This window comes from Bacillus sp. FJAT-28004 (assembly GCF_001280845.1).
GTDB lineage: Bacteria > Bacillota > Bacilli > Paenibacillales > Paenibacillaceae > Pristimantibacillus.
The window spans coordinates 1,059,847-1,072,555 of the sequence record NZ_LGHP01000001.1 but is presented as its reverse complement, the minus strand read 5'-3'; the positions used below and the strand labels follow the sequence as shown (position 1 = coordinate 1,072,555).

Annotated in this window: 11 protein-coding genes; 5 read left to right on the top strand and 6 right to left on the bottom strand. The window is 45.2% G+C overall.

Annotated features, from left to right (window positions below):
- Positions 1–81 precede the first annotated feature (81 nt).
- Positions 82–1,293 carry an S-methyl-5-thioribose kinase gene (gene mtnK, locus AC787_RS04405; RefSeq protein ID WP_054023663.1) on the top strand — a complete coding sequence of 404 codons (1,212 nt, stop codon included), beginning with the start codon at positions 82–84 and terminating at the stop codon, positions 1,291–1,293.
- A gap of 25 nt (positions 1,294–1,318) precedes the next feature.
- A complete protein-coding gene (gene mtnA, locus AC787_RS04400) occupies positions 1,319–2,371 on the top strand; it encodes an S-methyl-5-thioribose-1-phosphate isomerase (protein WP_054023662.1) in 1,053 nt (350 codons plus the stop codon).
- A 79-nt stretch (positions 2,372–2,450) separates the two neighbouring features.
- On the opposite strand, the gene AC787_RS04395 is transcribed toward mtnA, so the two are convergent.
- Positions 2,451–2,756 (bottom strand): YunC family protein, encoded by a 306-nt coding sequence (locus AC787_RS04395; protein WP_054023661.1) that lies wholly within the window; start codon positions 2,754–2,756, stop codon positions 2,451–2,453.
- A 236-nt stretch (positions 2,757–2,992) separates the two neighbouring features.
- Here AC787_RS04395 and AC787_RS04390 point away from each other — a divergent pair, with 236 nt between their 5' ends.
- Positions 2,993–3,484 carry a hypothetical protein gene (locus AC787_RS04390; RefSeq protein ID WP_054023660.1) on the top strand — a complete coding sequence of 164 codons (492 nt, stop codon included), beginning with the start codon at positions 2,993–2,995 and terminating at the stop codon, positions 3,482–3,484.
- A gap of 60 nt (positions 3,485–3,544) precedes the next feature.
- Here AC787_RS04390 and AC787_RS04385 read toward each other — a convergent pair whose 3' ends face one another.
- Both AC787_RS04385 and AC787_RS04380 read right to left on the bottom strand, forming a co-directional pair.
- Positions 3,545–5,446 carry a putative bifunctional diguanylate cyclase/phosphodiesterase gene (locus tag AC787_RS04385; protein WP_054023659.1) on the bottom strand — a complete coding sequence of 634 codons (1,902 nt, stop codon included), beginning with the start codon at positions 5,444–5,446 and terminating at the stop codon, positions 3,545–3,547.
- 152 nt (positions 5,447–5,598) lie between these two features.
- Complete coding sequence (locus AC787_RS04380; RefSeq protein WP_054023658.1) at positions 5,599–5,979, bottom strand: DUF423 domain-containing protein; 381 nt, start codon at positions 5,977–5,979, stop codon at positions 5,599–5,601.
- Between the two features lie 63 nt (positions 5,980–6,042).
- On the opposite strand from AC787_RS04380, the gene AC787_RS04375 reads away from it, so the two are divergent.
- The gene (locus AC787_RS04375; RefSeq protein ID WP_054023657.1) at positions 6,043–6,540 is read left to right on the top strand and encodes a hypothetical protein; all 498 of its coding nucleotides are present in this window, start codon (positions 6,043–6,045) and stop codon (positions 6,538–6,540) included.
- A 77-nt stretch (positions 6,541–6,617) separates the two neighbouring features.
- Here AC787_RS04375 and AC787_RS04370 read toward each other — a convergent pair whose 3' ends face one another.
- On the bottom strand, positions 6,618–9,710 hold the full coding sequence (locus AC787_RS04370) for an AAA family ATPase (RefSeq protein ID WP_054023656.1): 3,093 nt from the start codon (positions 9,708–9,710) through the stop codon (positions 6,618–6,620).
- Positions 9,707–10,873, bottom strand: a complete 1,167-nt coding sequence (locus AC787_RS04365) for an exonuclease SbcCD subunit D (RefSeq protein WP_054023655.1) — start codon at positions 10,871–10,873, stop codon at positions 9,707–9,709. The genes AC787_RS04370 and AC787_RS04365 overlap by 4 nt, the downstream gene beginning before the upstream one ends.
- A gap of 215 nt (positions 10,874–11,088) precedes the next feature.
- Here AC787_RS04365 and AC787_RS04360 point away from each other — a divergent pair, with 215 nt between their 5' ends.
- On the top strand, positions 11,089–12,333 hold the full coding sequence (locus tag AC787_RS04360; RefSeq protein ID WP_054023654.1) for an MFS transporter: 1,245 nt from the start codon (positions 11,089–11,091) through the stop codon (positions 12,331–12,333).
- Positions 12,334–12,493: 160 nt separating this feature from the next.
- On the opposite strand, the gene AC787_RS04355 is transcribed toward AC787_RS04360, so the two are convergent.
- Positions 12,494–12,706, bottom strand: a complete 213-nt coding sequence (locus AC787_RS04355) for a hypothetical protein (protein ID WP_054023653.1) — start codon at positions 12,704–12,706, stop codon at positions 12,494–12,496.
- Between the last annotated feature and the right edge of the window lie 3 nt (positions 12,707–12,709).

The following is a 12,709-nucleotide window of genomic DNA, read 5'->3' as shown; positions in this document are numbered from 1 at the left end:
GCGAAATAATATACATTATACTATGTTGAGATGAATACTGGGCATTGCTGCCCAACTACTATAAACCGGAGGTGGACAGCCGTGTCTGCATATCATCCATTATCAGAACAAGAAGCCATTCAAATAGCTCTATCGCTTGACGGTTTTTTCCCAGAGGGTGCAAGTCTAACAAGCCGAGAAATTGGAGACGGCAATTTAAACTTGGTATTTCACATCATTGACTCTGGAAGTGGCAAGAGCTTAATTATGAAACAGGCACTTCCTTATGCTAAAGTTGTAGGTGAGTCTTGGCCGCTTACTCTTGATCGCGCCCGCATCGAGAGCGATAAACTTATTTTGGAGGGCGAACTTGCTCCCGGACTTGTTCCAAACGTTTATAAGTATGACCCTGAGCTTTATCTCACCATTATGGAAGATCTCAGCGATCATATTATCATGCGGCAAGGGTTGATTGGCGGAATTCGCTATCCTAAATTCGCGGACGATATTTCCACATTTATTGCGCGAACCTTATTTTTCACCTCTGATCTCGGAATGAACCAACAGGAAAAGAAGCAACGCGTAAAAGCTTTTATTAATCCGGAACTATGCAAAATCACAGAGGATCTTATATTCGACGATCCTTATACCAATTCGCCTAACAACAGCTTCGATCCAGCCATTCAGGATGCTGCTGAAGCGCTCTGGCAGGATTCCGAGCTTCACCTCGAAGTGGCTATACTTCGTGACAAGTTTTTGACAAATGCACAAGCTCTGTTACATGGAGATCTTCATACGGGCAGTGTATTCGTAACGCCTGATTCTACAAAGGTCATCGATCCTGAATTCGCATATTACGGGCCAATTGGCTTCGATATCGGTGCTGTTATCGCGAATCTGCTTCTCAACTTTGCAGGGCAAGAGCATTGGAGCCTGGATTCAGACCAAAGAAGTGACTTCCGCCGTTATTTAACCGATTCGGTTCGCGATGTTTGGAATTTGTTTGACCAAAAATTCCGTGCGCTGTGGAATGAGCATGGTTCGGATCGCATTGCTTCTTCAACACCCGGATATCAGGACTATTATATGAATCGTTTGCTGCAGGACGCAGTAGGTTTTGCAGGCTGCAAAATCGTGCGTCGTATCGTCGGCTTGTCTCATGTAGTCGATATCGATCGTATACCGGACGCAGCGACTAAAGAAAAAGCTCAACGTCTAGCTCTTGCTATTGGAACATCGCTCATTCGCAATAACCGCAATACGCAATCCATCGAGGAAGTTATCGACGTTGCACTATCACTTGCAAATAAATGATTGAACACAGAGAGGAAATGACATCATGACAACAAATTATGCTGGCTTGCAATCGGTTATCTGGACCGAAGACAGGCTTGATCTACTTGACCAACGGCTTTTACCTGAAGAAATCGTTTATTTGCCTTTAACGACGGCAGAGGATGTATGGGAAGCGATTCGACACTTAAAAGTACGCGGAGCACCAGCAATCGGTATTTCCGCTGCCTATGGGGTAGTTCTAGGCAGTCGTGACGAGCAAACCACTGAAGCATGGCTCGCACAAGTCGTCAAACAAGCGGAATATCTCGCTACTTCAAGACCAACTGCAGTTAACCTGTTCTGGGCTCTTGATCGTATGAAAGCCGCAGCCGCTTCTTTCATCGAACAAGGCTTGTCGCTTGAAGCAAGCAAAGCTGCATTGCTAACGGAAGCAATCGCGATTCAAAGCGAAGATGAAGAAACGAACAGAATGATTGGTGAACATGCATTGTCATTGTTCAAGGATGATATGGGCGTGCTGACGCACTGCAATGCTGGCGGCTTAGCTACAGCCAAATACGGCACAGCGCTTGCGCCTTTCTACTTAGCACTAGAACGTGGTATTACACTGCGTGTATATGCTGATGAGACGCGTCCTGTTCTTCAAGGCGCTCGCTTAACTGCATTCGAACTGCAGCAGGCAGGCGTTGATGTCACGCTCATTTGTGACAACATGGCAGGTATGATTATGGCTAAAGGCTGGGTTGATGCTGTAATCGTAGGTACTGACCGCGTTGCCGCAAATGGCGATGTTGCTAACAAAATCGGAACTTATAGCGTTGCAGTACTAGCCAAAGCTCATGGCATTCCTTTTTATGTAGCAAGTCCACTTTCGACGATTGATTTGAATACGCCAACAGGCTCTGAAATTCCAATTGAAGAGCGTAATGCGGAAGAAATTACAGAAGGCTTCGGTAAGCGTACAGCTCCTCAAGGCATCAAAGTGTACAATCCGGCGTTTGACGTAACACCAAATGAATATGTAACAGCAATTATTACGGAAAAAGGCATCGTCCAAGCACCTTACGATGTTAACCTGCGCAAGCTATTCGAATAATCACTAGATAATAAAGCCCTAATCGGTTGTTCGCGGTTTAAACGCGTTCCGTTCGATTAGGGCTCTTTATTTGCTTTTTTCAAAGCATCAATTGGAGCGCGTCCGAACCCTTCATGCCTACGACAACACCCTTTGTCTCTGCTGTTAAAGTAACGGACTCCAAAGGGGCTTCCATCAACTCTTCCAACGTTTTTACACCGACAGCCCTGCCAGCTATAATTTCCCGGTCTTTGAGACGCTCGTTAAGCAGAGCAACATCTAACGCACCGCACATAATATATCCTTTGTCCGTCATGATGGCGAGCAATGTTGTTTTGGGCAGCTTCACTTCAACACCAAGTACGGTTTCTCCATTCTCCAGTGTGAAAGGAACCATCCGCATCATATAGGATCCACCCCCTTCTTTTACATAATGTAAGAGGCAATACACTGCAACATCAGTATATGCAAAAATCGGTTTACAGTGTTGAATGTTTGCTTATTTATACTCCTATATTCTTCTAAAAAAATGCTTGCCTCTAACTTCTCTCGACAGGCTCACTCGTTTTATCCTTGTTTACTACTACATGAAAAATCGATTTAGTGGTATATTAGTGCTATATCACATCGTCCGGAGGTCCTATGGAAAAACACAGCTCTTCCCAAGACCGAGCATCCTTTATTTTTAATATTGAGGTGCTTGTTGAAGGGAAAAACAACGCTGCAGCGCTTGAGCAATTGCTTCACTCGCTAAATGGTTCTGACTTTGTTGATTTCCGTATATTGTCCGGTATCCAACTTGGAGAGCAAATCGATCATCGCAAGAACAATACAAGTTCACCTCAAGAAATTCCTTTGCCGTCTAATCTAACTAAAAATGCTAATGCAATACAACCTGACAAACCTGATGCAGATGATCTAGAAGCTTTAAGTTATTTCGACAAAATAAGAGCGATTATGAAAAACAATACCTTAGTTCGTTTAATCGTAAATAAAGGTTTAGGTATTAAGCTCAGTATTCCTTGCCGTATCATTAATATGAATGAGGCCGAGAATATTATTACCGTTTACCATGTTGACGAGAAACAAGTATATACGTTTCGAATGAATGAAATTGAAGACTTCTCCTACTAATCCACGCTTAAAAGTAAAAAAAACCGTTCCAATGACTTTTATCAGTCATAGAACGGTTTTTTATGCATAGCCCGGAGATAACATCTGTTCAATGTTGTCGCTAGTCACCGGAGGACTCCAGAAGAAACCCTGCATTTCATCGCATTTATGCTTACGAAGAAACTCCATTTGCCCTTCCGTCTCCACGCCTTCTGCAATAACTTGAATATTAAGGTTATGGGCCATTGCGATAATAGCTGCAACGATTTCTGCATCGCTTGGGTCCTGTTGGATATCACGTACGAAGGAACGGTCAATTTTTAACCGATCGATCGGGAAATTTTTTAAATAATGAAACGAACTATAACCAGTGCCAAAATCATCGACGCTAATATTGACGCCTAGTTCCGTTAAATCGAGCAAGCATCGAGACACATGGCTAACATCCATCGTCATCGACTCCGTAATTTCCAGATCCAAGAATTTGGGATCAAGACCCGTTTTCTTGAGTACGGCATCTACCTTGCTTGCCAGATCAGTTTGGACGAATTGTCTAATCGACAAATTGACGGATACCGGCATTAAGGGCAACCCTGCATCTTGCCATGCTTTGTTTTGACGGCATGCCTCTTCCAGCACCCAATCACCAATTTGGACAATCATACCGCTCTCCTCAGCCAAAGGGATGAAGCTTCCTGGCGGTATCATGCCTTTAATTGGATGATTCCATCGCACAAGCGCCTCCACACCAACCATCGTACCTGAGCTCAAATCATATTGCGGCTGATAATGTAAAATAAATTCCTCACGCTGAATCGCTCGGTACATCTCATGCTGCAGCGTAAGCCGCTCGAGCGATGAATTGCTCCAGCTCTCCGAATAAAGCAGGCAATCATTTTTTCCGCTTTCTTTTACTTTGACGAGCGCCATATCTGCTTTCTTGATCAGAGAATAACTATCGTCATCCTCGCTCTTGTTTGTAACTAAACCAATGCTCGCTGTAATATGTAACGGGAAGCCGCTTAGCTCATAGGGCTCTTCAATCGACTTGACGAGATTCCTACACAGCTCAAGCAAATGCTCCTCCGACTGTAAATTGCAAAATAATAAAGCAAATTCATCGCCTTCCATACGAGCTGCAAAGTCGTTATCGGCAAGATCTCGGTTCAGTCTCTCTGCAACCTGCATGAGAAGAATATCACCAAATTCGCGTCCAAAGGATGCGTTAACCAGCTTAAAACGATCTAGATCCAAATAACAGATACCAACGATACGGTTTTCTTCCTTCGCCCTTGTCAACGTCTCCGTCAGTTTCATTTGAAACAAAGTGCGATTCGGTAGCCCAGTCATATCATCGTGATATGCCATGTAGCGAATCCGTTCAACATTGCGTTTGCGATCACTTAAATCCTGACTTATTAATACCGTTCCGATAACTTCCTCTTCTTGGATCATAGGAGAGCAAACAACTTGAAGCTCTAGCGGAAAGCCGGAACCATGCGTAATGTTAATATTGATCTGTTTCGTTTCACCGTGTAGAGCATGCTCGAATGTTTCTTGCAGCAATTGCCGACTGCCTGGCTCGACTAATCGTAAAATAGATTCTCCTAAAAGCTCGTTCCGATCATAACCAAGCGTCCGGCCGGAAGCTTCGTTCAACTCTATGACAATACCGGTTTTATCCAATATCGCAAGTGGAACAGCCTCTGAACGAAGCAAGGTCTCTACAATTGCCGTATGATAATTCTGGAAACTAAATGACTTATTTCGTTTTATATAAACAATTACTGCGGTTACGATTAACGATGAAGCGATGGCCAAAGCTGTCCATTTGTACATCGTGTTAGATATTAATATAAATGATACGATAATCCAGACCAACCCGAGTGCTATTAACAAACAGCTAATAACCAACGATCCATCCAATGATTGCTTGAGGAGTTGTCGCTTTCTTTCAGGAAAACCATCTATCCGTTTCGTCACGCACAAACGTCCTTCCTCTATTTCGAGTCAAGTCAGTGTTCGCTTTATTATAAACGATGTATGCGCTCCGGTATAGAAATATTTACTAAAGCAACTTGTTTTATTGTTATAATACAAAAAAATATGTCGTCAAATCTATATTTATTTCTAAACTAATTACTTTCTTTCTTAAATGCTGCAGTAATAATACATATCCAACCAGCAATAATAGCAACACCGCCAAAAGGTGTAATGATGCCAAGCTTACTGAAGCTCGTAAGCGCTAATACATACAAACTTCCGCTAAATAGAATCGTACCTGTTAAAATTAGCCGGCCTCCATTTAAAACAAGTTTGCTCGCACCGATTTGTTTAGCGAACAAGGAAATAAGCATTAAACCGAGAGCGCTATACATATGATATCTAACTCCTGTTTCGAAAACCTCTAAATAATGATCAGTCAGTTGTTTTTCTAATCCATGTGCTCCGAAAGCACCTAAAGCAATGGCTAATGCAGCGTTTATAGCACCTATTGCAAAATATTTTGGAAACATTTGTTTTCATTCCTCTCGTATTTGTGTATAATTTTACCGTAATTAGTAAAGGAGCTGATATAAATGGAAAATGAAACCAATAACAATGAAAAACAACCTTCCAGCAACGAGCCTTATGCATCAAGACCTGTTTTCTCAAACGAACAACCTATCAATGAAGGTCCTAAGAAACATTCAGGAATTGGCATTACATCCTTCATCATTGGTTTGCTTGCAGTCGTATTACTTATTATTGCTTTCGTCTCGGGCTCCACATTCGCTGATCAGATCGCAAATACCGACATTACTATAGCAGATCCTTCTGATACCGCAGCTTTTCAAGCTTCTATCGAAGCGCTTGGTCAAGAGGTTCTAGTTTCTATGATGCTAGCCATCGTTTGCATCTTCGGAGCAGGATTGCTCTCACTTGCAGGTCTTGTATTAGCAATTATCGGTGCCGTCTCCAGCAAACGCCGTAAAACATTTGGCGTTATTGGTATTGTACTGAACATTCTTGTATTTGTAGGCGGTATCGGCTTATTTTTCGCTGGTTCTGCAGCTATAGCATCATCCGTTGCATAATTAATATCCGCCTTGTAAAGAAAGTCTGCCTCAGCCTCAGTGGAGCGCTTGAAGCAGGCTTTTCTTTTTCATACCTCTTATCTCACTGATAATTTCGTCCGACTAAACCCTTCCTTCGTCTTATTAACCTCAAGGCAAGCCGGGAATGCATCCTTAAGCTCCTGAACATGAGATATAACGCCAATCATCCTTCCTGATTTCTGCAAATCAACGAGCGCTGTAATTGCTTTCTGCAACGATTCCTCATCAAGCGAACCAAAGCCCTCATCAATGAACATCATTTCAATCGTCACGCCACCCATATGAGATTGAATAACATCTGTCATTCCTAGTGCAAGACATAATGAGGCGTTAAATTTCTCACCCCCGGACAATGTCTTCACATCACGATTTTGACCCGTATATGCATCATAGACATCAAGACCAAGACCACTTTGCTTTCCACGATTTTCAAGGCGATCACTTCTTTGCAACGAAAACTGCCCGTTCGATAAATCATGCAAACGCGTATTAGCAGCAAAGAGAATTTGCTCCAAAAACTCGATTAAAATATATCGCTCAAACGATACCTTGAGAGCATTATCCCCTTTCAGCATATGGAATACATCCATAACCTCTTCAAGTTTAGCCTCAAGCTCGCCCACATGCTCATTAGCTCTTCCAATCGAGGCAGCTAGCCGCTGTACAACTTGACCGGTCCGCAGTGCAGTTTGAGCGGCGGCAATGATTTGCTCCTGTTGCTGCTTCAAGGCAGCAAGCTGTTCCTGAAGATGTGCCAAATCGGCTTTAGGCTTGCCCGCAAGCTCTCCTTGGAGCTCCACCAGCTGCTGCATAAGCGATGCTACTGCAGCTTGATATTCAGCAATTTCCTTTCTCAGCTGTTCTCTGCCAGCGTCTGGCAAAGCTGCCGCTCGATATTGCTGAACAGTGTCAAAACCCGCCTTCACAAGCTCATCCATCAGCCGCTGCTCAGCAAGCTGCATATTTTTTTCCGTTTCCAGCTGCTGTTGCTCTGATTGCACGGCATAGGCTTTTTGTTCCGCTAGCTTCGCGGTCATTTTTTGCTGCAGCTCTTGAACGGACTTCCAAGCTGCTGACATTCGGTCATAAACGATCTGCTGCTCATTAAGCTTTGCAGTCAGCTTCTCTGGCGTACGCAGTGCTTCTGGAATGCGTACCAGTTCCTGCTGCAGCGCCGATTGCTGTGATGTTCTCTCAACGATTAAGCGCTGCTGCTCCTGCTGCAGCTGTTCCTTTATAAGTCGATGCTTCTCGAGCTGCTGATCCTGACGTTCGATCAACTGTTTGAGCTCAGGGAGCTGCTTCACTTTCAACAGGAGCTTGTCCGTTTCTTCCTTGAGCCCGCGCCAAAGCTGCAGCAACTGCGCTCTTTGCTCCTCCAGCATCACGGCTTGCAAACCGAATTCCGCTAGCTCTCTGGCACCATCCTCGCGTGTTGCTCGTGCTGCAGCTGCTTGCGCCCGCGCTTCAAGCCATTCCCGCTCCACTGCTGCTAAATGTAATTTCGCTTCTTGTAGTCGTTCACGTGAAGGAATCTCTGCATGAATGACCGACTTTGCTGGATGCTCCTCGCTGCCACACACAGGACAAGGCATGCCCGCCTGCAAATGAGCAGCCAACAGTGAGGCTTGCCCTCCGAGCCATGTAGCCTCAAGCTGATCATGGTTGTCTTTTGCTTTGTTGAATGATTGAGCGAATTCTTTCTCTAGCAGAGCGATTCGCGTCATTTCCTTCTCTAAGTCAACTAATCGCTTTAATTGTTTCCCTTGCTGCTCAATAAGACGCAGCTTGTCCAGTTTATCCGTCAGCTCTGCCGTTTCAAGCTCCGTTTCTTTCACTTGCGCATTTGCAGCAAGCTTCGCTTCCCTGAGTTGTATGAGCTCTGCTTCCGATGCCGCAAGCTTATTCGCGCAGTCCTTCTCCGCTTGCACCAGCTTGTCGATCGCTTGCTGCTGACTAGCGAGCGTTCTTACGATTGGAGCCATCTCTAGCAATCTGTTCAGCTCACGCTCCGCTTCACGTCGCTCCTCGCCGCGCTGCTCTTCTATTGCATATCGTTCAACAACAAGATTATAGTCACGCTCAGCGGTTTCCAGTTCAGCTCGCCTTATAACTAATTGGTCCCGCTTCGTCTTCGCATCAGCAACGGTTCGTTCAGCATGCTCCTGATAAGGGGCCAAATGTGCAGCTTTCTCTGCAAGCGCAAGCCGCTGCTCCTTCATCGCATAATCCGGCTTCTGTCCATCCAGCTGCTCAAACTGCGACCGCTTCCTAGCATGTTCCTCATACTTGCTATTAAGCGTCATGGCAAGTCTCAGCTGCACTTCCGCTGCTTCAAGCTTATCCGCTAATACTCCCTTTTGCTCTTCAGCCTCTCCAGCAAGCTGCTTATAAAATTCGTACTCTAGCGCCAGTGCGTCGGTCACTTGCGTCGCACTATACACTTCCTGCTTGAAGGTTTCCGCTAGCTGGCTTTCCGCTCGGTCTGGCAGTGCTTCCTGCACTTGCTTCATATAAGCATTAAGTGTCGCCTTCGCTTCCTTCAGTTGATCCTGCAGTGCACGATTTTTTTGCTGAAATCGACTCTCCAAGCGCTCATATAACTCCGTTCGAAAAATTCGACGTAAAATCTCTTCCTTATTGTCAGTATCGGAAGTTAGCAGCTTGCGAAATTCTCCTTGAGGAAGCATGACAATCTGACTAAATTGCTCCTTGGTCAAACCGATGATCTGCTCGAGCTTAGCATTTACGTCAGACACGATAAAGCGGTCGACCGCTGGGACCGGTTCCCCGCTAGTCGTCTCGTACAGCTCACATTTACCGCCTGTTTCACTTTTGTTTCCGCCCTTGCGATGAGGCATCTGTCTAATGACCAAGTAGCTTCTGCGACCGATAGCAAAATCGAAATGTACCGCGGTGTGCGTTTCCTCAGCTGCAAAATGACTGCGCAGCATGCGAGGATCAGCTCTATCCTCACCGCTTGCCGTTCCATAAATAGCGAAACAAATCGCATCAAAAATCGATGTTTTCCCTGCGCCTGTATTACCTGAAATAACGAACAGTCGCCGATGCTCCAGCAAGCTAAAATCAATAGCCTCTGTGTCCCGATAGGAGCCAAACGCTGTCATCGTTAGTTTGATCGGCCTCATAGTATACCTCCTTCCTCACGCAGCAGCTCTGCATAAGTATTCGCAAACAACTGTTTTTTCGCTTCAGAGAGCGGTTGTTGCTTTACCTCTTGATAGAAAGCTGCAAACAGCTCGATTGGATCCGCTTCGCGTCGTCCTTTAACATCCAAGCTGCTTCCATCACCAGCATTACTGCTGGATGACAATGGCCTGCGCTCCACATGAAGCGCATTCGGATAAACCGCACGCACCTTTTCCATCGGAAACAACACGGGATTATCATTCAAAAGGGTGATAAAAACATAATCCTCGTTTATTTCATGTTTCGTTATTTCTTCAATTGGAGCAGCGATGCGGCGCATATTTCGAAGCGGCAGCAGCTCACGCTTCTCGATCTCCACTTCGCCAGATTCATTAAGCTCAATTACGAAATAACCCTTCGCATGGTTTTCCTCAGAAATCGAATATTTTAGCGGGGAACCCGCATACCTTATTTTGTGATTGCGAACGAAATGGGCCTGATGCAAATGCCCGAGCGCTGTATAATGGAATTGCTCAAAATAAGCTGCACTCACATGTTCAGCCCCGCCAACCGCCAATGGCCGTTCAGAGTCGCTCGTATTAAGCTCTGGCTCTCCTGTTGCCGTAACGAAAGCGTGCCCGACAAACACATGTCGAGCTTCTGATTTCATAGACGCAGCAATTGTTGCTGTAACTGCCCGCATCGCATCGTCATGCGTCTTAATCGATTCGTCGCCAAACTCGTAGCGTACTTGCGCCGGATCGGCGTACGGCACGAGATGGAAGTGAACCTCACCGAATTCATCGTTCAGAATGATCGGCTGAAGTGTTTTGCGAAGCTGTCCTGCCAGATATAAACCGCGATTCTCCATCATTTTTGTCCCAAAATTGATACGATCTGGACTGTCGTGATTTCCGGATATCGCAAGCACTGGCGTACCCAAATCAATGACGATACGGCTGAGCAGCTCATCTAGCAGTTCTACCGCTTCCGTAGGCGGTACAGCACGATCATAGAGATCTCCAGCAATAATTACCGCATCCGGCCGTTCTATTTCTATCGCTTGCAGCAGCTGCATCAGCACGTAACGCTGATCTTCTGTCATATATACGCCTTGAACGAGCTTGCCCAAATGCCAGTCCGCAGTATGAAATAGCTTCATTCGTCCCAAACATCCCTTCCTTGCAATTCTATCTATCTTAACACGATATTGCTCTATCATTTATTTTAACATCCGTATCCTCATATCGCATAGTAAAGCCAATATTGCCTGCCGTTTACCCTTGCGCATCATATAAATACACGTTAAAGTTAGACACGGCATACGTTTATCAAACACTATTACTATTATAAATACAACGATGGAGGACTTCAAAATTGTCTCGTTTTAATGCTTCTTTATCCAAAAACTACATACTGCTTCTTACTGTTGTGTTCGGAGGCTTTCTCATTTTTGGTTTTTCTGAAAATATTAAAGGACCTGCACTTCCTAGAATGCAGGGCGATTTGAAGCTTGACGAGCTGCAAGTCGGTATTTTGCTAGCTTTTAACTCTCTCGGCTATTTGCTTGCATGCAGCTTTACCGGCTGGCTTACTCGCAAAGCCGGAATGAAGCTCACATTGGCGCTATCTTTCGGCTCTATGGCGATATCGGGTGTTTGCATCTATTTTGCGGCCAACTACACCTCTATATCTTCCGCATATTTCCTCATGTACGTCGGGAACGGCATGCTCGAAATTGCACTCGCCATACTCGCTGCACGAATTTTCATCAAAAACACAGGCACGATGATGAATCTCGCACACTTTTTTTACGGGCTAAGCTCAACCTTTGCACCGATCATCGCTGCATCGCTGATGGGTGTAAATGTATTTGGCTCTGCGCTTGGCTGGCGGGGAATGTACATGCTTATGCTTCTGCTTTCGATTTTGCCCATGCTCCCAGGACTATTCGCAAAATATGCTGGTGATGAACAAAAACACGAGGAGCGGATATCCTTAAAGGAATTTGCCCAAGACAAGATCGCTTGGCTCATTGTAGTGGTGCTATCTTTCGGAGTTATTTCGGAGCTTGCTGTTGGCGGATGGCTCGTAAACTTTTTGGAGAAGGCTTATGGCTGGAGCGGTGATGCATCGGCTAAAATGTTGTCTGCCTTTTTCTTCTGCTTCATGCTGGCACGGCTCGTTCTTGGGCCCGTCACCGACAAAATCGGCTATACGAAGTCGCTCATTTTGCTATCTGCTTTTTCCGGTTTGTGCTCAATCGCTGCTATTATCATCGGCGAACCCGGGGCATTTCTTTTTGCTCTTGCAGGAGTCGGAATCGCTCCAATATATCCAACCGTAATGGCCTTGCTTGCAAAACGTTATCCGAATAACGCCGATACCGCCATTACATTTACCGTAACCTTGATGGGCATTGCGAGCGTAATCGGCAACCTCGCAATCGGCGCTATTACGGAATGGACGAAGCAGCTGTTTGCCGGAAGCGAAAATTCGCATGCTAGCCTCGTTGCAGGCTTACAAGGCGGTTATTTATTTATCGGCGCTTGTGCGCTTGCCTGCTCGGTCACATCGATCATTCTCTATCGCATGCTGAGGAATAGGAATGCCATATTGTAAATAGGAATGCCCCTGCATACGCTGAAATTCAGCATACCGCAGGAGCATTTTTTTATTCTGAGCAGCCTCGTTAAAATATCTCGAATTCGTACCTTCCAGTAACAGCTCCGAATTACTATCACCTTTTGATGAGCTGAGCCGAATTTTTTTTCGCATCCTTTTATTTGACAGCTGCTTGTTTGAGGAGTACATTCACATAATATTTGCGAGCATCAGCCGTCTCAATAAGCAGCGAAGCTTCATCCCCTCCGGGATGCCTCAGCTCAAGCCAATCGCCGCTCAATCCTTCGCGTACACCTGTAATGACATACTCCTGCTTCAGATACGCGTCAATTTTGATCTTCTCATCAATAAATTGTTTATATGTGGACATGCC